Origin of the sequence: Streptomyces sp. NBC_00273 (assembly GCF_036178145.1) — a bacterium.
In the GTDB taxonomy this organism is placed as follows: domain Bacteria; phylum Actinomycetota; class Actinomycetes; order Streptomycetales; family Streptomycetaceae; genus Streptomyces.
Window position 1 is genome coordinate 6,536,493 of record NZ_CP108067.1, and the last position, 21,902, is coordinate 6,558,394.

The window sequence follows — 21,902 nt, forward strand, 5'->3', positions numbered from 1 at the left end:
CGCATGCACACCTCGGACGCCGCCACCGACACGCACTGCCCGTACTGCGCCCTGCAGTGCGGGATGAGGCTGCGCCCCGAACCGGGCGGCGCCGCCGTGGCGGTGGAGGAGCGGGCCGACTTCCCCGTCAACCGGGGCGCGCTGTGCGGCAAGGGCCGCACCGCGCCCGCCGTGCTCTCCTCCCGGGTGCGCCTGACCGAGCCGCTCGTCCGCACCCACGCCGGGCGGCTGGAGCCGGCCACCTGGGAGGAGGCCCTCGACACCGTTGCCGAGGGCCTCGCCCGCACCGGCCGCACGTACGGCCCCGACGCCGTCGGGGTCTTCGGAGGCGGCGGGCTCACCAACGAGAAGGCCTACGCGCTCGGCAAGTTCGCCCGCGTCGCCCTGCGCACCTCGCAGATCGACTACAACGGCCGCTTCTGCATGTCCTCGGCCGCCGCCGCCCACCAGCGGGCCTTCGGGCTCGACCGCGGGCTGCCCTTCCCGCTGGCGGACGTCCCGCGCACCGGCTGCGTGATCCTCGTCGGCTCGAACCTGGCGGAGACCATGCCGCCCGCCCTGCGTTACCTCACCGAGCTCAAGGCGAACGGCGGCACGCTGATCGTCATCGACCCGCGCCGCACCCGCACCGCCGAACAGGCCGACCTGCACCTCGCCCCGCGCCCCGGCACCGACCTGGCCCTCGCGCTCGGCCTGCTGCACCTGATCGTCGCCGAGGGCCGGACCGACGAGGAGTTCATCGCCGCCCGCACCACCGGCTGGCAGGAGGCCCGGGCCGCCGCGATGGCCCACTGGCCGGAGCTGGTGGAGCGCATCACCGGGATACCGGTCCCCAGGCTCCGCGAGGCCGTGGCGATGTTCTGCGCCCCGGAATCCGCCATGGTCCTCACCGCCCGGGGCCCCGAGCAGCAGTCCAAGGGCACCGACACCGTCGGCGCCTGGATCAACCTGTGCCTGGCCACCGGCCGGGCCGGCCGACCGCTGTCCGGCTACGGCTGCCTCACCGGGCAGGGCAACGGCCAGGGCGGCCGCGAGCACGGGCAGAAGGCCGACCAGCTCCCCGGCTACCGCAAGCTCACCGACCCGGCGGCCCGCGCCCACGTCGCAGGCGTCTGGGGCGTCGACCCCGACAGCCTCCCCGGCCCGGGCCGCAGCGCCTACGAACTCCTCGACGCCCTCGGTACGGACGTGAAGGCCCTGCTCCTGATGGGCTCGAACCCGGTGGTGTCCGCCCCCCGCGCCGCCCACGTCGAGGAGCGCATCCGCTCCCTGGACTTCCTCGCGGTCGCCGACGTCGTCCTCTCCGAGACCGCGGCCCTCGCGGACGTGGTCCTCCCGGTCACCCAGTGGGCGGAGGAGACCGGCACCACCACCAACCTGGAGGGCCGCGTCCTGCTGCGCCGCCGGGCGCTGACCCCGCCGCCGGGGGTCCGCAGCGACCTGGACGTCCTGCACGGACTCGCCGCCCGCCTGGGCGTCGAGAAGGGCTTCCCCACCGAGCCGGAGGAGGTCTTCGAGGAACTGCGCCGCGCCTCGGCCGGCGGCCCCGCGGACTACTCGGGCATCACCTACGCCCGGATCGAGGCCGAACAGGGCGTCTTCTGGCCCTGCCCCGAGGGCCCCGAAGGCTCCGAAGGCCCCGGGGGATCCCCGGGCACCGAGCGACTCTTCCTGGACCGCTTCGCCACCGACGACGGCCGGGCCCGCTTCGTCCCCGTCTCCCACCGGGACGCCGCCGAGGTTCCCGACGCGGACTACCCGCTGCTGCTCACCACCGGCCGGGTCGTCGCCCAGTACCAGTCCGGAGCCCAGACCCGCCGGGTGGACGAGCTCAACGCGGCGGCCCCCGGCCCCTTCGTGGAACTCCACCCGCGGCTGGCCGCCCGGATCGGCGCGGTCGACGGCAGCCCCCTCGCCGTGACCTCCCGCCGCGGCCGGGCCGTCGCCCCGGCCCGCATCACCGACACCATCCGGGCGGACACGGTCTTCATGCCGTTCCACTGGCCGGGCGAGGGCCGTGCCAACACCCTCACCAACCCGGCCCTGGACCCCACCTCCCGCATGCCGGAGTTCAAGGTCTGCGCGGTCCGCGTCGAGCCGGCCTAGGGTTCTCGGGGGCCTCCGCGAAGGTCGGGGCCAGGACCGCCACCAGCCGGGCGAGGAAGGCTTCGTCCCCCGGGGCGGCCAGCTCCGGGTACTCCGCCTCGAAGTGCTCCCACTCGGCGCCCACGTAGCCCTCGGGGGCGATGTGCACGATGTCCAGCAGCTCCACGTCCCGGTTCGGCTGCGGGGCCTCGCCCGCCTGCCGGAACACCTCCTGGAGCAGGGCGTTCGGCAGCCGGTGCCGTTCGGCGAGCAGGACCGCGTCGTACAGGTCCTTGCCCTGCGGGTGCCGGTCGCTGATGAGCCACAGCACCTTCCAGGCCAGCGACAGCGCCGGAGTCGCGGCGAGGACCACCGCCCCGCAGGCGAGTTCGGCCGGCTCCGGCGGGACCGGGAGAGGCTCGTTGAAGACGAAGTCCAACTGGACCTGCCCGTCCGGCAGGCCGGGCACGGACCACGGCAGCACCATGCGCCGCCCCGGCACCCGGTCGTACGTCCAGATGTCCTCCGATACCGCCCCCGAGGCCTTGATCCCGGCCCGCCCGTCGGCCGCCGCCGCGATGCCGTCCAGCATCCGGCCGGTCCGGCCGTCCTCCATCCGCCACGTCTCGGGGACCACCACGAAGTCCAGGTCGCCGGGCTCCCGGGCCCGGTCTCCGAACCAGTCGGCGAGCAGCACGCTGCCCCGCAGCACCAGCGAGCCCGCCCACTCGGACTCCGAGACCGCCAGCAGGACCGCGTCCATCGCCGCCCGCCGCGCCCGCACCCAGGCGACGGTTCGCTCCGGAGCGTCGAAGACCGGGTCACCGGCCCGGTAGCCCTGGAAGTTGTGCCGCAGCGACGGGTCGAAGACCGCCCGCTGACGTACGTCGTCCCCGACGACCGGACGCAGCGTCCGCGGCAGGTGCCGGGCCGCACGCGTCTCCTCGTCCAGGGGCTCGCTCGGCAGGTGCGTGCTGTCCATGCCGAACTGCCGCCACGAACCCGTCGCGCATCCTCCCGGCAGGTCCCGGACCTCCCGCTCCCCGGTCATGCCGTCACCCCTTCGCCGATCCACCCGTCGTCCACCGACAGGTCGCTGTCGTACAGCACGAACTCCCGCTCCTGCGAACGGATCCCGTACCCGGCCGCGCCGAGGGCGGCGACCAGCGCGTCGCAGGCCGCCCCCGCCTGCGCCGCCGTGCCGCGCCACCGCTGGGTCACGAACCGCTCGTGCGCGCCGGCGGCCAGGACCCGGCGGGCGTTCCAGGACAGGTGCGCCCCGTGCGGGACGACCAGGTCCTCCAGGGCCGCGCGGTCGAAGTCCGCGGGCAGCCGCAGCTTCAGATGGTGCTCGAAGTAGCCGCCGCCCGGGCCGGGGGAGTCCGTGGTCCACGGGACCGTCTCCACCTTGACCCGGACCGGGTCGAAGCCGGCCGCCCGCAGCCTCGGCACCAGCCGCTCGTGGCCCGTGCGGTCCGGCAGGGTCAACATCGGCTGGGACACCATCCGGCCGCGGGCCAGCAGGATGTGCGTGACCTTCAACTCCCGTGCCCCGGCCCACGCGTCGAGGCGCGCCAGCTCGGCCGCGTCCGCGCAGCGCACCGTCACGTGGGTTTCGTACTCCGCCATGAAGTCGATCATCTCGGACATGCGTCCGATCCGCATCGGGGTTCCCGCCGGGGGGTAACCATCCGGTCACGCACCGGACTCAGAAAGTGCTCGCACGCCCCTCGTGGCCACGATGTGTCGTACCCCACACTGAGGTTCGGTGCCCCCGTCCTCGGAGCCCTGGAGGTCGCCCCCGTGCAGACCCGGACCCTGACCGTGAACGTGAGCGAGTCCTCGGAGGCCAAGGCCGTGGACGAAGAGCCCGAGGTACTGGAGCTGATCGAGCCGGTGCCCGTGCCGCGCAGGCGCAGCAGTGGCGACAGCGGAGGCGGAGCGGGCCCGTCCGCGGACCTGTTCCGCCAGTACCTCCGCGAGATAGGCAGGATCCCGCTGCTCACCGCCGCCGAGGAGGTGGACCTCGCGCGCCGCGTCGAAGCCGGCCTGTTCGCCGAGGAGAAACTCGGCAACACCCCCGACCTCGACTCCCAGCTCGCCCTCGACCTCGACAAGCTCGTCGTCATGGGGCGGATGGCCAAACGCCGGCTCATCGAGTCGAACCTGCGGCTCGTCGTCTCCGTCGCCAAGCGGTACGTGGGCCGCGGACTCACCATGCTCGACCTCGTGCAGGAGGGGAACCTCGGGCTGATCCGCGCCGTCGAGAAGTTCGACTACGCCCGCGGGTACAAGTTCTCCACCTACGCCACCTGGTGGATCCGCCAGGCGATGTCACGGGCCCTCGCCGACCAGGCCCGGACCATCCGGGTGCCCGTCCACGTCGTCGAACTGATCAACCGGGTCGTCCGCGTACAGCGCCGGATGCTCCAGGAACGCGGGTACGAGCCCACGGCCGAAGAGGTGGCCGCCCACCTGGAGTTGACCCCCGAGCGGGTCCTGGAGGTGCTCCGCCTCGCCCAGGAACCGGTCTCCCTGCACGCCCCGGTGGGCGAGGAGGACGACGTCGCGCTCGGCGACCTCATCGAGGACGGGGACGCCGCCTCGCCCGTGGAATCGGCCGCCTTCTTCCTGCTGCGCGAGCACCTGGAAGCCGTCCTGTCGACGCTCGGCGAGCGCGAGCGCAAGGTCGTCCAGCTGCGGTACGGCCTCGCCGACGGGCGGCCCCGCACCCTGGAGGAGATCGGACGGATCTTCGGCGTGACGCGCGAGCGGATCCGGCAGATCGAGTCCAAGACCCTCAACAAGCTGCGCGACCACGCCTTCGCCGACCAGCTCCGCGGCTACCTGGACTGACGGACCAACGGAAAGGGGGGCGCCCCGCCAGGCGCCCCCACCCGTTGCCCCGGCTACGGCCGCGGCGCCGGCTCCAACTACGGCTACGCCTGCGCGGGCTCGTGGAGGTCGGACAGGCTCCGGCTCATCCAGACGTCGTCGACATAGGCCCCGTCCAGCAGGAACTCCTCGGGCAGGACACCGACGACCGCGAAGCCGCACCGCCGGTAGAGCTGCTGCGCCGGCCCGTTGTGGCCGAGGACGCGCAGGTTCATCCGGCGGGCACCACCGGCCCGCGCGGCGGCGCAGGCGGCCTCGACGAGGGCCTGCCCGACGCCGCTGCCGCGGGCGGATTCGAGGACCGCCAGTCCCTGGATGTGACGGACGTGCCCATTGGTTTCGAGGGGGCTCGCCGGGGCCTGGGCGACGTACCCGACGAGCCGCTGTCCGCGTTCCGCGACGAGGAAGCCCTCCACGGGATGCCGCTCGTCGAAGAGGGCCGCGTCGGCCGCGCGCTCGGGGCCGGGTTCGCTCACGCGCGACCACACCGAGCGGAGCAGCTCCAGTATCTCGCGTTCATCCTCCGCCCGAGCAGGGCGTATCACCACGTCCGATGCCATGCCGTCATGCTAACGACGGCGGAGGGGCACCCGAGTACGGCCCGTACCCGAGTGCCCCTCCACGCCGTCCCGCTCCGGCGGGCGCCTAGTCGACCTCGGCCACCGCCTGCGCGAACTGCGCCGCGTACAGCCGCGCGTACGCGCCGCCCGAGGCCAGCAGCTCCTCGTGCGTGCCCTGCTCCACGATCGATCCGCTCTCCATCACCAGGATCACGTCCGCGTCGCGGATCGTGGAGAGCCGGTGCGCGATCACGAAGGACGTACGGCCGCGCGCGAGGCGCGCCATCGCCTTCTGGATCAGCACCTCGGTACGGGTGTCCACCGAGCTCGTCGCCTCGTCGAGCACCAGGATCACCGGCTCCGACAGGAACGCCCGGGCGATGGTGATCAGCTGCTTCTCGCCCGCGCTGACGCCCGCGCCCTCGTCGTCCAGCACGGTGTCGTAGCCGTCCGGCAGGGTGCGGATGAACCGGTCCGCGTGGGCGGCCCGAGCCGCCTCCTCGATCTCGGCGCGCGTGACCTCGCGCGAAGCACCGTAGGCGATGTTCTGCGCGATGGTGCCGCCGAACAGCCAGGTGTCCTGCAGCACCATGCCGATGCCGTCGCGCAGTTCCTCGCGGGTCATCTTCGCGATGTCCACCCCGTCGAGGGCGATCTCCCCGCCCGTGACCTCGTAGAACCGCATCAACAGATTGACCAGCGTGGTCTTGCCGGCGCCGGTCGGGCCGACGATCGCGACCGTGTGGCCCGGCTCGACCGTGAGCGAGAGGTTCTCGATCAGCGGCTTGTCCGGCTCGTAGCGGAAGGCCACCTTGTCGAAGGTGACCTGACCGCGCAGCTCCTCCGGACGCTCCGGCACCACCGCGTCCGGCTCCTGCTCCGGCGCGTCCAGCAGCTCGTACACCCGCTCCGCCGAGGCGACGCCGGACTGCACGAGGTTCGCCATCGAGGCGACCTGCGTCAGCGGCATCGAGAACTGCCGCGAGTACTGGATGAAGGCCTGCACGTCACCGATCGACAGGGTGCCGGAGGCGACCCGGAGCCCGCCGACGACGGCTATCAGCACGTAGTTGATGTTCGAGATGAAGAACATCACCGGCTGCATGATGCCGCTGACCAGCTGCGACTTGAAGGAGGACCGGTACAGCGCCTCGTTCTGCTCGGCGAAGACGGCCGCGGACTCCCTCTGCCGGCCGAAGACCTTGACCAGGCTGTGGCCCGAGTACATCTCCTCGATGTGGGCGTTGAGCGCGCCGGTCGCCTTCCACTGCGCCACGAACTGCGGCTGCGACTTCTTGCCGATCTTCGCGGCGACGAAGACCGACAGCGGTACGGTCACCAGCGCGACCAGCGCCAGCAGCGGCGAGATCCAGAACATCATCACCAGCACGCCGACGATGGTCAGCAGCGAGTTCAGCAACTGGCCCATCGTCTGCTGGAGCGTCTGGCCGATGTTGTCTATGTCGTTCGTGGCCCGGCTCAGCACCTCGCCGCGCTTCTGCTGGTCGAAGTACGACAGCGGCAGCCGCGACAGCTTCGCCTGGAGCTCCTCGCGCATCCGGTAGACGGTGCCGTTCATGACGTGGTTCGACAGCCGCGTCGCGACCAGCATCAGCAGGCCGGCCAGGGTGAAGACCACCAGCGCCCAGATCGCGACGACCCCGACGGCGCCGAAGTCGATGCCCTGCCCCGGGGTGAAGTCGGTACCGGCGAGCATGTCCGCCATGCCGTCCTGGCCCCGGGCGCGCAGCCCCTCCAACGCCTGCTGCTTGGTGGCCCCGGCCGGCATCTCCCGGCCGACGATCCCCGCGAACACCAGGTCGGTGGCCTCACCGAGGATCTTCGGACCCACCACCGCGCAGCCGACGCTGCCGACGACGGCCGCGACCATGCCCCAGATCTTGGCCCGGTCGTACGCGAGCTGGCGCAGCAGCCGCTTGCCCGAACCCTTGAAGTCCATGGACCGCTGGGCCGGCCCCATCATCATCCGTCCTCCGGGCCCGCTCATGCGGCCTCCGCCTCCGTCAGCTGGGAGAGCACGATCTCCCGGTAGGTCTCGTTGCCGGCCATCAGCTCGTGGTGGCGTCCCTCGCCCACGACCTGTCCCTCGTCCAGGACGATGATCCGGTCGGCGTCGCGGATCGTGGAGACCCGCTGGGCGACGATGACCACGGTCGCGTCTTCGGTCTCGCGGGCGAGCGCCGCGCGCAGCGCCGCGTCCGTCGCGTAGTCCAGGGCCGAGAAGGAGTCGTCGAAGAGGTAGATCTCCGGGCGCTGCACGAGCGTGCGGGCGATGGCCAGACGCTGGCGCTGGCCGCCGGAGACATTGGTTCCGCCCTGACTGACGGGGGCCTCCAGGCCACCCTCCAGCGCGGAGACGAACTCCTTGGCCTGGGCCACCTCCAGCGCCTGCCAGAGCTCTTCGTCGCTCGCGTCCGGTCGCCCGTAGCGCAGGTTGGAGGCGATGGTCCCGGAGAACAGGTACGGCTTCTGCGGCACCATGCCGACCGTCTTGGCCAGCAGGTCCGGGTCGAGCACGCGGACGTCCTCCCCGTCGACGAGGACCTTGCCGCCGGTCGCGTCGAACAGGCGCGGGACCAGGCCCAGCAGTGTGGACTTGCCGCTTCCGGTGGAGCCGATGACCGCCGTGGTCTCGCCGGGGCGGGCCACCAGGTCCACGCCGCGCAGGACCGGGGCCTCGGCGCCCGGGTAGCGGAAGTCGGCGCCGCGCAGCTCCAGGCGGCCGCGGCGGGCGAGTTCGCGCACCGGGTCCTTGGGCGGGACCACGCTGGACTCGGTGTCCAGGACCTCCTGGATGCGCTCCCCGCAGACCTCGGCGCGCGGCACCATCATGAACATGAAGGTGGCCATCATCACGGCCATGACGATCTGCATCAGGTAGGCGAGGAAGGCCGTCAGCTGGCCGATCTCCATGCCGCCGCTGTCGACGCGCATCGCACCGAACCAGATGACGGCGACGCTGGAGATGTTCACGACCACGATGACCGTGGGGAACATGTAGGCCAGGAGCTTGCCGGCGGACAGCGAGACGCCGGTCAGGTCGGCGTTGGCCTCGCGGAAGCGGTCCTTCTCGTAGTCGTCGCGGACGAAGGCGCGGATCACCCGGTTGCCGGTGATCTGCTCGCGCAGGACCCGGTTCACGGTGTCCAGGCGCACCTGCATCTGGCGGAACAGCGGCCGCGTCTTGAAGACGATCGCGCCGACCGAGATCCCGAGCACCGGGACGACGGCGAGCAGGACGCCCGACAGCTTCACGTCGAGCGAGAGCGCCATGGCGATGCCGCCGACGCACATGATCGGGGCCGAGACCATCAGGGTGAAGGTCATCAGCACCAGCATCTGGACCTGCTGGACGTCGTTCGTCGTACGGGTGATCAGCGACGGGGCGCCGAACTGGCCCAGCTCCCGTGCCGAGAAGCTCTGCACGCGGTCGAAGACCGCGGTGCGGACGTCCCGGCCGAAGGCCGCGGCCGTACGGGCGCCGTAGTAGACGGCTCCGACGTTGCAGACGAGCTGGACGAGGGAGACACCGAGCATCAGTGCGCCGAAGCGCAGGATGTAGCCGGTGTCACCGTTGACGACACCGTTGTCGATGATGTCGGCGTTGAGTGTGGGCAGGTAGAGGCTGGCGCTGGTCTGCAGCAGTTGCAGCAGGACCAGCACCGCGATGGGTTTCCGGTACGTACCCAGATGGGTCCGCAGAAGTCGTATGAGCACGCGCAGGCTCCGGTCGGCAAGATCGAGGGGTTCAACCCATCTTGGGCCAACCGGCCCTGTGATCCCCACCGGATTTCGCAAAGGCCGGTCAAAAGGACCGGCCCGCCCCGACCCGCGTACTAGGACACCTCTAGGACGCCGCTAGAACGCCCCGGGGAACGCCCCGGGGTGGATCTGCTCCCGCGTCGCGATGTACTGCTGGCGCACCCCCTGCCACGCCGGGAACTCCTCGCCCGGTTCGAAGACCTGGGCCGCGGGGGCCGGCCAGACCGGCGGGGTGTGCGGGGCCAGGGTGCCCTGCGCCACACCGAGCGCCCAGGCCGCCTGGCGCGCCGCGCCCAGCGCCGCGTAGTCGGCCGGCGCCGGTACGACGACCTGCGTACCGAACAGTCCGGGGGCCGCGGCCTGCACGGCGGGCAGCTCGGCCGTTGCACCCAGCAGGAACACCCGGCGGATCTCGACCCCGCGCGAGCGCAGCACGTCCAGTGCGTCCACCAGCCCGCACAGCATGCCCTCGAAGGCGGCCCGGGCCAGGTGCTCCGGCTTCATCGAGTCCCGGCGCAGCCCGGACAGGGTGCCGGCGGCGTGCGGCAGGTTCGGGGTCCGCTCACCCTCCAGGTACGGCAGGAGTACGAGGCCGTGCGCGCCCGGCGTCGACTTCAGCGCGAGCTCGGACAGTCCCTCCAGATCGGTGCCGAGCAGTTCGGCGGTGCCGCGCAGCGCCCGTACGGCATTGGAGGTGTTCACCACGGGCAGGTGCATGCCGCTGGCGTCGGCCAGCGAGGTGACCAGCCCGCCCGGCTCCGACACCGCCTCGTGGTGCACCGCCATCACCGAACCGGAGGCGCCGAGGGAGACCACCGCGTCGCCGGGGCCCAGCCCCAGCCCGAGCGCGGCGGCCATCGTCTCGCCGGTGCCGGCGGAGATCAGCAGCCCCTCGGGCGTGGTCCCGGCGGCATCGGCGGGGCCGAGCACCTCGGGCAGCAGGGCCCGGTGCCCGAGCGCCAGCTCGACCAGGTCGGGGCGCCAGGTCCCGGTGGCCGCAGACCAGTACCCGGTACCGGAGGCGCCGCCGCGGTCGGTGGTCCGCCGGGCCGGGCGGCCCAGCAGCTGCCAGACGAGCCAGTCGTGCGGGGACATGAGCACGGCGATCCGGCGGGCGGCCTCGGGCTCGTTGCGGGCCAGCCAGGCCAGCTTCGCGACCGGCTGGGCGGAGTGCGGCACCGAGCCCACCGCCTCGACCCAGCCGTGCCGGCCGCCGTAGGCGTCGATGAGGTCGGCGGCGGCGACCTGGCCGCGCTTGTCGTTGCCGACGAGCGCGGGACGCACCAGAGCGCCCTGCGGGTCCAGCGGCAGCAGGCCGTGCTGCTGTGCGGAGACCCCTATGGCCTGGACCCCTTCGAGGAGCCCGCCGCCGGCGGCCTCGCCGAGCGAGAGCAGCCAGGCCTGCGGGTCGGTCTCGTGGGGATTCGCGCCGTCCGGTTCACCCGTGGGCTGTGGATGGGGTGCGTACCCCTGGCGCAGCACGGCGCCGGTCTCGGTGTCACAGACGACGATGCGTGTGAACGCGGAAGAGCTGTCCAGCCCGGCGACTATCCCCATGCGGTGAATTCTGCCGCACGCGGGGCCGGACTCGACCGGTCCGGAGCCCCCGGAACCTCATGGATCCCGTGGGCCCCAGCGTGCGGAACCGTGGTGCTCAGGTGTTGCTGGTGCCCCAGTCGTCCTCGCCGGCGCCGCCGGCCCGGCCGCGCAGCCCGCGCACCCGCCCGGAGAGCGAGTCCGGGACGGCGTCGCCGACCTTCTGGCTCACCGCGGTGAAGGCCTTCCCGGCGAACTCGCGCCCGGTCTGACCCGCGGTCTCGGCGGCGTTGCGCACCGCGGGGTTCTGCGCGAGCTGCCGCGCGGACTTGCGCAGCTGCTCGTAGCGCTCGCGTCCGGCCCGGGTTCCGAGCACGTACCCGAGGGCCAGTCCGACCACGAACGTGACCTTGTACCGCATGCCTGTCACCCTTCGTCGTGTGGTGCCCGGCCCGCTGTCGATACCGATTGGCGGAGCACCCCCCTGCTTGCGCTAATCTATGACTCGCAACGGGCACTCGCCCCCCGGCAACGCCGGAGGTGGGCTGTTCGATGCACCGCAGCAATCCCCTGTAGCTCAATTGGCAGAGCAGCCGGCTGTTAACCGGCAGGTTACTGGTTCGAGTCCAGTCGGGGGAGCGCGGTCCCCTGTAGCTCAATTGGCAGAGCATTCGGCTGTTAACCGGAGGGTTGCTGGTTCGAGTCCAGCCGGGGGAGCAAGGAAGAAGAAGAGGACCCCGAGGGGTCCTCTTCTTTTCTTTGTCGCCGCGTTCGGGAACCGGACAGCCCTCAGAGCGGTCTCCCTGAGCAGGCGAAGCCGATCATGCGAGGCATCCGAGGCAGGAGATCGTATGAGCGGCTATGCTGCGGCAGACGGCGCGCACACGTGTACGCGCCACGCCGTGAAGGGGCGGTAGCTCAGCCGGTTAGAGCAGCGGACTCATAATCCGTCGGCCGTGGGTTCGAGTCCCACCCGCCCCACCGCACACCAGGTGTGCAGAAACGATCTGACCAGCATCTTCGCTGGCGGAGCGAGTCACTACGGTGATCCTGGCGGCCCTCCGGGGCCGCCTTTCGCGTTCCCAAGCCGCTGCGGGGCCACAGCGGGGCCGCAGCGGGGCCCCGCGCGTGTCTGCCGTGTCGCATGTCGTGGGAGCGCCGTCTTGGCGGGAACGGCCCCGGCACGGCCGCCGGCAATGACGCAGGGCCGCTCGTGGGGCCGATGTGGGGCTGGAGCTGCGCGAACGGGCATCCACCCGCCGTGGACCGTTCTACGGGCGGGAAGGGGGCGACCGCACGGCGCGGCACCGATCCCCGTGGAGCCGACCGACATCCTCCACACCGGGTCACCTCGCCGCGCTGAGCTCCTCCAGCGGCACACCGGCCGGTCCCGATGGCAGACCCCGACGGCACGGTCGCCCACGTGGCCGAGATCCGGGCCGTCCGCCAGGCCGTCGCCGCGGGTCTCACCCCGCCGGCCCCCGGCGGCTCGGCGGCTCGTCGGTGCTCCCGCGCCCATGCGAACCGGCCGTGACGGGGGCCCCGGCGCGGCAACTGCTCGTCGCACGGCTGGATTCGGCGCGCCGGGAACTGGTGCCGCCGATCCCATCATGTGACGAGGAGCTGACCATCCAGTCGTTCATACGCTGACGCCGTGACGGAACAGCTGGTGGTTGACGGTCCCGGAGCGGGCTGGACATCTGTGGTCAGCGGGCATCTGCGGTGGATCGAGGGGCAGCTCGACGGTCTCGGTCTTCCGACCGAACGCTCCGACGAGCTGAGGGCCCGGCTCCTTGCGGTCCAGGTACGGGCAGCCGACCCGCGGTTGCGGGTGGCCGTCTTCGGTGAGGCGTCCAGTGGTAAGAGCACGCTGCTCAACGCCTTCCTGCGGCGCCGGTTGCTGCCCTCCTCCGCCCTCGTGACGACGCGTACGACCACGGTGCTGGAGTACCGCGACGGCGCCCAGGGGCTGATGGTGAGGACTGCGGACGGCCCCTCGCTGGAGTGGCCGTCCGTGCCGTTCGCCACGTGGGCGGGGCGGGGGAGGGAGGCCGGGCCGGACACGTTCGAGCGGGCGCTCCAGCAGGTGCTGACCACGGAACTGGCCGACGAGGTGGCCAGTTTGCGGGTGTTCTCGCCGGTCCGGCTGCTGGGCGGTGGAGTCACGGTGATCGACACCCCGGGGTTCAACGTGACCGAGCGGGGACACCGGGAGCTGGCCGAGGCCGCGGCGCGACAGGCGGACATGGCGCTCGTGGTGGTGCCCGCCGTCGCGGCGATGTCGCTGACCCTGGTGGACTTCCTCACCGGTCCGCTGCGTGACCACCACGATCGGTGCGTGTTCGTCCTCACCAAGCTCGACCTCCTCGACGAAGACGAGCGGTCCGAAGCCGTCGCGGTGGTCGAGCGCCGGCTCCGGGACCTGGGCTGTGCGGATCCACTGCTGCTGCCCTGCTCCCCGGGCAAGGCGTTGGCCGAGGTCGAGGCCGTCGGCGTCCGAGGGGCGGGCGGGGCGGGCGGGTCGGGCCATCTCGCGTCGTTCCTCGAGGTGGAGGCGAGGATCGCGCAGCTCGCCGCGGACAGCCGCCGGTCGGCCGTCGCCGCCACGACGCTCGGGCTGCTCTCGGAACTGCTGTCGGCGGTGGAGGAGACGGCCGAGGCCCGGCGCGCCGCGCTCGGCCGGGGAGAGCGCGAGCTGGCGGCCCTGACGCTGCCGGACTTTCCCGTCTTCCTCGACACCTGGGCCGCGCACACGCGGCACCGGGCCGCGACCGAGCTGAATCCCGGGCTGAACCGGGCGTCACCGCAGTCCCGTACGACGCTCGAGGTGAAAGTCGGCAACGCGGTGGCGGGCGAGAAGATCAACGACTTGGCCGGCGCCGCGGAAGAGGTGTCCCGGCTGGTACGGAACCACCTGCGGCAGGATGCCCAGCAAGCCGTCCGCAGGGCGGCCAAACGGGCCGGCGAGGTGCTGACCACCGCCGCCGCGGAACTCGCCCGTGACTTCGAGGCCCAGTACAGCGCGCTGGTCGACCTCGCCGGCGAGACCAGGACGGCTCCGCCGGTGCCACCCGTGGTGTGGCCGGAGCCGCCCGCCCCGGACATGTCCGGCATCGACCGGGCGCTCAGCACGATCGGCACCCAGCTGACCACCAGCGGCAAATGGCGTACCGGCGGCGGGGCGATGGCCGGTGCCCTGGCCGGCGGTTTGGTCGTCCCCGGCATCGGCGCCGTCGTCGGTGGCGTGCTCGGCGCGCTCATCGGGCGCCGCGGCCCCGATGCGACCCGGGAGCAGTTCCTCCAGCAGGTCAGTCCGGTCATCGCCGCCGCGCACGAGGAGATCGGCGCCCTCGCCGCCTGCCTGCCGCGCGTCGAGGAGAGCCTCACCGAGAGCGTCGCTGCGATCCGGCGGCAGTACGACGACGAGTGGAGCGAGGAGATCGCCCGGCTCACCGCGGCCCATGACGGGCGGCGGGCCGAACTGGCCGCCGGCATCGCTCACGCCGAGCAGACCGCGGCGGCCGCCCGACGACGGCGCGACGAAGTCGCTTCCCTGCGCCGGCACACCAGCCGGAGCGTCCCCAATCCGAGGAGCCGTGACCAGTGACCAGTACGCCCCCACCCACGGCGGACTCCCCGCCGGAGGACGAACCCACCACCCACGTGGCCGATGTCGCCAGCGCCGCCCCCGGCTGGCTGCGGCAGGCCCGTCAGCTCGCCGAGGACCACGGCCAGGACCGCATCCGGGAGGCGCTGGACCTGCTGGCCGCCGGGCGGGGCCGGCCCGCGTTCCGGATCGCGGTGGTGGGCGAGTTCAGCCGCGGCAAGTCCACGGTGATCAACCGGCTCCTGGACCGCGACCTGCTGCCTACGGGTCCCCTTCCAACCTCGCGGGCACCGGTGGTGATCCGGGCCTCCGACGAGGAGGGACTGACCCTCGGCTGGCCGGACGGCCGCCGTGAACTGCGCAAGCTCGACGACGACACCCGCTGGGACGGGCTGACCGGGCCCCCGGCGGAACGGGAGCCGGGCGCTCCCGCCGCGCCCCCGGAGCCTGCCGTGACCGTGGCGGTGGCCCATGACTGGCTCGCCGGTCTGGACGCCGAACTGGTGGACACGCCCGGGGTCAACTCCGGTACGGAGGAGCAGTTCGAGCAGGTGCGCCGGACCGCGGCCGGCAGCGACGCCGTGCTGTTCGTCGTCTCGGCCCTCTCCCCGGTGAGCATCACCGAGCGGCGCCTCCTCGAGGAGGAGGTCCTGTGCCGACACGTACCCTGCGTGGCCGTCGTCGTGACCATGCTGGACTTGGTGGACGTCGACGACCGCGAGGAGTCCGTACGCGTCCTCAAGGCACGGCTGCCCGGCCTACCCGTGCTGATCGCCCCGGCGCCCGGCGGCGGAGAGTCCGAGCTCGCCCCGCTGCGCTCGCTGGTGGAGGGGTTCGCGCGGGACGGCGAACGGGCCCTGTGGCGTGACCGGGCGATCGCCGCCCAGGTGGCGGACCACTGCGAGGTGATGGCCCAGATCGCCGCCGAGGCCGACGCGGTGGGTCGGCTGTCTAAGGAGGAGGCCGCGGAACGGGCCGAGCTGGCGCAGTCGCTGCGGGAGGGCGAAGACCGGCAGTGGGCCCAGCTTCGGACCGATTTGACGGCACGCCAGCTCCAGCTCGGCACCCGTCTGCGGGAACACGTCCAGAAGGGGCGCGACGGCATCATCGAACGGCTGCGCTGGGACCTGGAGCACGCCTCCGACCCGGGCACCTGGTGGGAACGCGACCTGCCGGTCCGACTGGGGCACGAACTGTCGCTGCTGGCCCGGAGCTCGGAGCGCACGGTCCTGCTGCCGGCCATGGCCGCGGACACCGACTGGCTGGACCGGGAAGTGGCGCACAGGCTGCCGGGTGCGGCGCGTAGCCCGCTGCCCGGGGCGTTGGAGCTGTCCGCCGAGCCGGAAGTCTCCGGCGAGGTCTCCAGCCTGTCCAAGACCCGCTTGGCCACCCGGTTGGGTGCCCAGGGCGGTTCGATCCTCGGTTTCCTGATCGCCTACGCCCGCCAGGGCCAGCGAGCGGACTCCGGCCGGTCCGGACCGCCGCCGATGCTCTACAGCGGCGTCCTGAGCCTGGTCGGCGGCCTGCTGGCCGAGGCGCACATTAGGAACGCCACTGAGGAGCGGCGCCGCCAGGTCGACGCCGTCCTCGTGCGGGCGGTCGACGAGAGTGCGGGGGCCTTCCAGCGGCGGGCCGTCGACGCACTCGGTGAGGTCTACGCGGACGTGTTCGCCCGACTCCGCGAGTCCCACGGGGCCTGGGCGGACGCCCGGCGGGCGGCGGCCGAAGCGTCATCGGCATCCGGTACGGACTGGCCGCGCCTGGCGAGCGCCGCGACGGAGCTGGCCGGCCGCATCCGGTCCGCACTCGCCGGCGGCGTACGGGTGGGGAAGGAACACGAATGAACCGAGAAGAGGACGGCCTGCCCATGACGACCGAAGAAGGCGGGTACGCTGCCGCCAATGCACAGCGGGAGCGGCTGGCCGACATGTGCCGCCGGGCGCAGAAGGCCGCCGAGCAGATCGGCAACAACGGCGCCGTCAACGACGTGACGGCGCTGCTCGAACGGATCGAGAACGAAGCCTTCCACGTGATGGTGGTCGGGGACTTCAACCGGGGGAAGTCCACCTTCGTCAACGCCCTGCTGGGAGACCGGGTGCTGCCGGTCAAGGCGGTCCCCGCCACCGCCGTGATCACCGAGGTCAGGTTCGGCGAATCGCCGGCCGCACTGCTGTGGACCGAGGACGCGGACGAGCCCGAGGCGGTCGACCCGGCCCGCCTCGTCGAACTCATCACGGTGAACAACGCGTCGGGCGCCGAGCGCAGCCCGTACGTCAAGGCCCAGGTGTCCTGGCCGCTGGAGCTGTGCCGCCACAACGTCGTACTGATCGACTCGCCCGGCCTCAACGCGTACGCGACCCACGACGACATCACCCTCACGCACCTCGGCCAGGCGGATGCGGTGATCTTCCTGCAGCACGCGATCGCCCCGATGAGCATCAGCGAGTCCGGTTTCCTGCAGACGTACCTGAGCGCGCACGACCCGTTCTTCGTGTTCACCTACTTCGACGCCATCGACGATCACGAGCGCGACGACGTCGTCCACTCGGCCCGGCGACGCATCACCACGCTGCGGGGCGAGGACAGGGACGAGGGCCGGTTCTTCTTCGTCGACGGCAAGTCGGCGCTGCGCGCCCGCATCGCCGAGGACGACGAGGCGTTCCGCGGCACCGGCGTGGACGCGGTGGAGAGGCAGCTGGAGCGCTACCTTGTGACCGAGCGCCACAAGGTCAAACTGCTCTCCCCGGCCCGCTCCCTGCGCGGGGTCGCCCAGGAACTGCGCCGCAACATCCCCTCCGAGGTGAAGATGCTCGAGTCGGAGAACGCTGACCTCGAGCAGCGCTGGACCGCTGCCCAGCAGCCCCTCAAGGAGCTGGAGGCGCAGGCCCACCAGATCTCCCTGGACATCCACAACCAGACCCGTGAGCTGCAGGACCGGGTGGAGACCCTGCTCGGGGGCTTCCTCACGGGCATCGCCGACGAGGCGCTCCCCGTCGCACAGAGCGTCGACATCACGACCAAGCTCGGCATGAACCCCCTGAAGGCCAAGGAGCGCGCCCGGCAGGTGGCGGACGAGATCGCCAGCGGCACGGCGAAGGCCATGGAGGAGAAGGTCGCCCTCTGGGTGACCGGGTCGCTGAAACCCGTGATCGAGCAGGACATGGGGCGGCTCGCCGAGCGGATGAACGCCGAACTCGTCGCTTTCGACGAGTCACTGGACAAGCTCCGGGTCGACCTGCACGGGGCGTCCGGCGCGGCCGTCGGGGGAGACCGGGAAGCCCAACCCCTGACCCGGTTCCTGGCGGGCGTGGGCGGGTGGGCGATCGGCGGGCCGGCGGGCGTCCTGGTCGGGTCGCAGTTCGGGGCGAAGGAGGCGCTGCGTACGATCCTGCCCACTCTCGCCGTCACCCTGGCCTGGTTGTGCACCCCGTTCGGGGCGCCGACGTTGGTTGCGGCCTGGATCGCGCAAGGCCTCTTCCAGGTCAACTTCGCCGGTGACCGCGTGGAGAAGAAGATGCGGGAGGAGATCGGCCGCGAGATGGCCACCCAGCTGCGGATTGCGGCACCCACGCAGGCGCGGGAGGCCGCACGGGCCTTCGCCGTGTACACCATGGAGCCCTTGGAGAGGCAGGTCAGCGAGGGCATGTCCGCCCGGATCGAGGAACTCACCCGCAGCGTGGCCTCCGCCCGGGCGGCCCTGGACCAGGGCGAGGAGGCGGTCGAACAGCGCCGCACCGAACTGAGCCGGCTGGACGAACTCCTGAGCCAGGTTGACGAAGAGACCGGTGACCTCGTCGCCGAGTTGACGAGGATGTGATGGCCCGGTACCGCAGGCGGCTGTGCCTGGCCGTCGACCTGCGCCAGTACAGCCGTCACGGCTATCGCGCGCAGGAGGACGCGCAGCACCGGCTCCGGCTCGTGGTCGAGCACGCGCTGCGCCGGTCCCGGGTGCTGCGCGTCCGCGCCCAGCAGCAGGTGCAGGGAGACGGCCAACTCGTCCTCTTCCCCGCCAGGATCGATGCCGTACGCGTGGTGCCGGCGCTGGTCCTCGGCCTGCGCGACGGCCTCTACCAAGCGAACCGCACGCCCGGCGCCTTCGGTCGGATGCGGATGCGGGCCGCCCTCGCGATGGGATCGGTCTCCCGGGCCGACCGCGGGTACCTGGGCGACTCCGTCGTCCTGGTCAACCGGCTGGTCGATTCCGACGGACTGCGCGGCGCCCTCGAGGACGAAGAGGGGAGCGACCTGGCGCTGGCCGTGCCGGACGACATGTACCGGGACGTGATCCTGCCCGACGGGCGGGGGCTGGCCGCCGAGTTCCGCCGGATCGAGGTGGCCGTCGAGAAGAAGGAATTCGCCAGCGGCGCCTGGCTCCACGTGCCGCCCTCGGCTCCCGTTCGGGACCCCCGGCCCGAGCCGGTGATCTGGGGGCATTCGCCGGCCCGTACGGCGATGCGCGAGTTCGTCGTCCCGGCGTTGGGCGCCGCCCACCTGGCGGCCACGGTGTTCTCGCACGGTCCGGCGCTGCGGGAGTGGGTGCTGGGGGGCTCCGGCACCGGCGTCTCGTACGGGGGCGGGGACCAGGACTTCGACGACACGGACGGCACGCACGGCACGGACGGCACGGACGTGCGCGATGACGGTCGGGCCGACGGCCACCACCCGGGGCGGCACCGGTCGGGCGCCCACCACGGGAGCGGGCATCACGCGAGCGGCCACGCCGGAGCCCCCCGGCCCCAGGGCCCGCACCACGCCCCCGCGCATCACGGAGATCCGCACCACCACGATCCCCATCACACCGATCCGCACCACCAGGACGGGCACCACACCGACCCGCACCACACCGACCCGCACCACCAGGACGGGCACCACCAGGACGGGCACCACACCGACCCGCACCACGCTGATCCGCATCACCAAGATCCGTACCACCAGGACGGGCATCACGGCGATCCGGGCCACCACGACCCCGGTCACCACGACATGGGTCACCACTTCCACCACGGCGGCCACTGACCGTCGGCCGAACTCGAGTCGGCTGGCCGAGAGTTGGGCTGAAGTACCTCTACACCGGCCGGGCCGTCGGGCGGGTGGGTGTGACGGCCGCCGCGGCGACGCCGTGGCTGATGCCCGCGGGGACGTTCCGTTGCGGAGCGTCCCCGTCGGCGACGATCGTGAGTACCGAAAGGTCCCTGACCAGGACCCGGCGGTAGCCGGTCTCGACGACGCCCCGCTCGCGCAGGGAACGCAGTTCCCGGTGCACGCTCGGTTCGGAGGCGCCGACCAGCTCCGCCAACTCGGGCTGCGTGAGCGAAACCCCGATCGAGACACCGGTCGCGCAGGGGTGCCCGTACGCCCGGGCCAACTCGAGCAGGACCCGGGCCACCCGTGTCCCCACCGGGCAACCGCCGAAGTCCTGCCGTCGCCGCGTCGCCCAGCGCAGCTTCCCGGCCACCGTGCACATCACGGCCTGCGCCGCCTCCTCGTACGTCGCGAGGAGGTCCAGGAACGGCTGCCGGGCTATCAGTTTCGCGCTGCCCGTACCGGCGGCCACGACCGTGGCGACCCGGGGCTGGGCATCGAAACAGGCCAGTTCGCCGACGAGGTCCCCACCGGCCCGGACCGCCAACAGCCCCTCGCGATCATCCTGTGTTCGGGCCAGCACCTTGTACCAGCCGCTGAGGAGGAGGAACACGTACGAGCCGTACTCGCCCTCCCGCAGTAATCGTTCGCCCCGCTCGAAACGCACCTCTCGCCCGAGCCGGACCAGCTGTTCGCGGGGTTCCTCGGAGAGTCGGCCGAGAAGACTCGCCGCTGGCCAGTGACCGTGCCCCGGCCGTTGAGCGGATCCGCCGCCCCCCATAGGTAACGTCATGTACGGGACCCCTCGAATCACTGTTCGTTTTCGGTGGAGATGCCTCCTGCTGGCCCATTGTGTGCCGACCCGATGGTTCGGGCCATGAGAATGACTGTTTTGTTGTTGCGTTCGGTGTTTTCGCCGTTGCACTCGGTCGGGAGCGGGTGGCGCTCGCGGTTCCGGACGTGCCGCGGTACGGCTCTTGACCCCGCGGGTCCGCGGACCCGTACCCCCGGCCGAGGGGTGCCGGGGGTACGGGAGCCGGAGCCGGGTGGGTCAGAAGTCCTCCGTCTCGTCCGTGAGGTGGCGCAGTACGTCCGTCAGGTCCTGCCGGCGGGCGAACACCACCCGCTGGCGGTGGGCGCCCGAGCCGTCGCGCAGGAGGCCCGCCAGGGTCTTGGCGGCGTGGTCGAGGTCGCCGGCGGCGGCCAGTTCCGGGGCGACCAGGTCCAGCAGGGCCTCCGCGAGGTCCGCCGCGGGGAGTTCCGTCCCCGTGTACGGGTCGAGGCCGAAGCCCTCCAGTCCGTCGTGGGCCGCCCGCCAGCGCGCGAGGCGCAGTACGTCGTCGCGCACGGCCGGTTCGGGCCGGCGCTCCGCGATCTCGCGCAGTGCCGTGGAGACCAGCGCGCGGGCCAGTTCGGCCTGCAGGACGGCCGAGTCGATGTCCGGTGACATGTCGGGCGCCCGGATCTCGAGCGTCGGCCAGTGTCCGGAGGGGCGCAGGTCCCAGTAGACCATCTTGGTGTCCAGGGCCGCCCCGGAGCCGAGCAGGGTCTGCACCGAGCGTCGGAAGTGCGCCGTGGACGTGAAGTGCGGGGGCAGGCCCGCCGAGGGCCAGCCGGACCAGGCCATCGCCCGCCAGCTGGCGTGACCGGTGTCACGGCCGCCCCAGAACGGCGAGTTGGCGGCCAGCGCGATCAGCGTGGGCAGCCAGGGTCTGATCCGGTTGGACACGGCCACCGCCGTGTCCACGTCGAGCGTGCCGATGTGGACGTGGCGGCCGCAGCTGACCAGCGTGTCGGTGAGCGCGCCGAAGCGGCGGTGCTGCTCGCGCTGGCGCGGCTCGTCGTCGGTCAGGTGCAGCGGCCCCTCCAGGGCGACGACCGGTGAGGGGGCGGCCAGCAGCCGGCAGCCGTGGGCGCGGGCGGCCCGGCCGACGGTGCGCCGCAGGGTGGCGAGCTCGGCGCGCAGCGAGGCCGCCGAGTGGGCTATCGGGGTCGATATCTCCACCTGGTAGCGGGTGCCCTCGGGGTGGAGTTCGCCGGGCAGCCCGCCGGCCGTCGCCAGGACCAGCGGGGCGGCGGGAACCACCCGCAAGCTGTGGGCGTCGACGAGCAGGAACTCCTCCTCGACGCCGAGGGTGAGGGGGACGGTGGGGTGCACCGCGTTCTGCGTCGTGCCGGTGCTCGTGGTGCTGTTGCCAGGTTCGATCACTACGCCTCCCTGGACATACGAGTCTTTTCATCATGAGCTGAACCCGAGGTGAGGAGCGCACGTCGATTCGGTCAAATGTCCGGTGATAGTGGCGAGTTACCGGTAATGCGCCGCCCGGTCCGGGAGTCCGGAGCAGGGTGTGGCG

General features: G+C 72.2%; 16 protein-coding genes and 3 tRNA genes. 10 read left to right on the top strand and 9 right to left on the bottom strand.

Annotated features, from left to right (window positions below; genetic code table 11):
* Positions 1-3 precede the first annotated feature (3 nt).
* Positions 4-2,106, top strand: coding sequence for a molybdopterin oxidoreductase family protein (locus OG386_RS28960; protein ID WP_328790537.1), 2,103 nt, complete (start codon positions 4-6; stop codon positions 2,104-2,106).
* Here OG386_RS28960 and OG386_RS28965 read toward each other — a convergent pair.
* Complete coding sequence (locus OG386_RS28965) at positions 2,072-3,136, bottom strand: nucleotidyl transferase AbiEii/AbiGii toxin family protein (protein WP_443053217.1); 1,065 nt, start codon at positions 3,134-3,136, stop codon at positions 2,072-2,074. The genes OG386_RS28960 and OG386_RS28965 overlap by 35 nt on opposite strands.
* Positions 3,133-3,735, bottom strand: coding sequence for a hypothetical protein (locus OG386_RS28970; RefSeq protein WP_328790538.1), 603 nt, complete (start codon positions 3,733-3,735; stop codon positions 3,133-3,135). The genes OG386_RS28965 and OG386_RS28970 overlap by 4 nt, the downstream gene beginning before the upstream one ends.
* Before the next feature lie 93 nt (positions 3,736-3,828).
* Between OG386_RS28970 and OG386_RS28975 the strand changes: the two genes are divergently transcribed.
* The gene (locus OG386_RS28975) at positions 3,829-4,941 is read left to right on the top strand and encodes an RNA polymerase sigma factor (RefSeq protein ID WP_405787143.1); all 1,113 of its coding nucleotides are present in this window, start codon (positions 3,829-3,831) and stop codon (positions 4,939-4,941) included.
* Positions 4,942-5,024: 83 nt separating this feature from the next.
* On the opposite strand, the gene OG386_RS28980 is transcribed toward OG386_RS28975, so the two are convergent.
* The 5 genes from OG386_RS28980 to OG386_RS29000 all read right to left on the bottom strand — a co-directional run bounded on the left by OG386_RS28980 (position 5,025) and on the right by OG386_RS29000 (position 11,280).
* Positions 5,025-5,540, bottom strand: coding sequence for a GNAT family N-acetyltransferase (locus OG386_RS28980; RefSeq protein WP_328790539.1), 516 nt, complete (start codon positions 5,538-5,540; stop codon positions 5,025-5,027).
* Positions 5,541-5,625: 85 nt separating this feature from the next.
* Positions 5,626-7,548, bottom strand: a complete 1,923-nt coding sequence (locus tag OG386_RS28985; RefSeq protein ID WP_328790540.1) for an ABC transporter ATP-binding protein — start codon at positions 7,546-7,548, stop codon at positions 5,626-5,628.
* A complete protein-coding gene (locus OG386_RS28990; RefSeq protein WP_328790541.1) occupies positions 7,545-9,278 on the bottom strand; it encodes an ABC transporter ATP-binding protein in 1,734 nt (577 codons plus the stop codon). Before OG386_RS28990 ends, OG386_RS28985 begins: the two co-directional genes overlap by 4 nt.
* A 141-nt stretch (positions 9,279-9,419) precedes the next feature.
* Positions 9,420-10,880: an FGGY family carbohydrate kinase gene (locus OG386_RS28995; protein ID WP_328790542.1), complete on the bottom strand. Its 1,461-nt coding sequence runs from the start codon at positions 10,878-10,880 to the stop codon at positions 9,420-9,422.
* Between the two features lie 97 nt (positions 10,881-10,977).
* Entirely contained in the window at positions 10,978-11,280 is a 303-nt protein-coding gene (locus OG386_RS29000) for a hypothetical protein (RefSeq protein ID WP_030012123.1), read from the bottom strand.
* A 145-nt stretch (positions 11,281-11,425) separates the two neighbouring features.
* Between OG386_RS29000 and OG386_RS29005 the strand changes: the two genes are divergently transcribed.
* The 8 genes from OG386_RS29005 to OG386_RS29040 all read left to right on the top strand — a co-directional run bounded on the left by OG386_RS29005 (position 11,426) and on the right by OG386_RS29040 (position 19,482).
* Positions 11,426-11,498: transfer RNA gene (locus OG386_RS29005), tRNA-Asn, on the top strand.
* Between the two features lie 5 nt (positions 11,499-11,503).
* Positions 11,504-11,576, top strand: a tRNA-Asn gene (locus tag OG386_RS29010).
* Between the two features lie 190 nt (positions 11,577-11,766).
* A tRNA-Ile gene (locus tag OG386_RS29015) sits at positions 11,767-11,840 on the top strand.
* Positions 11,841-12,252: 412 nt separating this feature from the next.
* Complete coding sequence (locus tag OG386_RS29020) at positions 12,253-12,393, top strand: hypothetical protein (RefSeq protein WP_328790543.1); 141 nt, start codon at positions 12,253-12,255, stop codon at positions 12,391-12,393.
* Positions 12,394-12,513: 120 nt separating this feature from the next.
* Positions 12,514-14,466, top strand: coding sequence for a dynamin family protein (locus OG386_RS29025; protein ID WP_328790544.1), 1,953 nt, complete (start codon positions 12,514-12,516; stop codon positions 14,464-14,466).
* Positions 14,463-16,310 (top strand): dynamin family protein, encoded by a 1,848-nt coding sequence (locus OG386_RS29030; protein ID WP_328790545.1) that lies wholly within the window; start codon positions 14,463-14,465, stop codon positions 16,308-16,310. The genes OG386_RS29025 and OG386_RS29030 overlap by 4 nt, the downstream gene beginning before the upstream one ends.
* Positions 16,307-18,283, top strand: coding sequence for a dynamin family protein (locus tag OG386_RS29035; protein WP_328790546.1), 1,977 nt, complete (start codon positions 16,307-16,309; stop codon positions 18,281-18,283). Before OG386_RS29030 ends, OG386_RS29035 begins: the two co-directional genes overlap by 4 nt.
* Entirely contained in the window at positions 18,283-19,482 is a 1,200-nt protein-coding gene (locus OG386_RS29040) for a hypothetical protein (protein ID WP_328790547.1), read from the top strand. Before OG386_RS29035 ends, OG386_RS29040 begins: the two co-directional genes overlap by 1 nt.
* Positions 19,483-19,531: 49 nt before the next feature.
* Here the strand turns inward: OG386_RS29040 and OG386_RS29045 are convergent, their stop codons facing one another.
* Both OG386_RS29045 and OG386_RS29050 read right to left on the bottom strand, forming a co-directional pair.
* Positions 19,532-20,215 (bottom strand): Crp/Fnr family transcriptional regulator, encoded by a 684-nt coding sequence (locus OG386_RS29045; RefSeq protein ID WP_328790548.1) that lies wholly within the window; start codon positions 20,213-20,215, stop codon positions 19,532-19,534.
* A 384-nt stretch (positions 20,216-20,599) separates the two neighbouring features.
* On the bottom strand, positions 20,600-21,757 hold the full coding sequence (locus OG386_RS29050) for a carboxylate-amine ligase (RefSeq protein WP_328790549.1): 1,158 nt from the start codon (positions 21,755-21,757) through the stop codon (positions 20,600-20,602).
* Positions 21,758-21,902 lie beyond the last annotated feature (145 nt).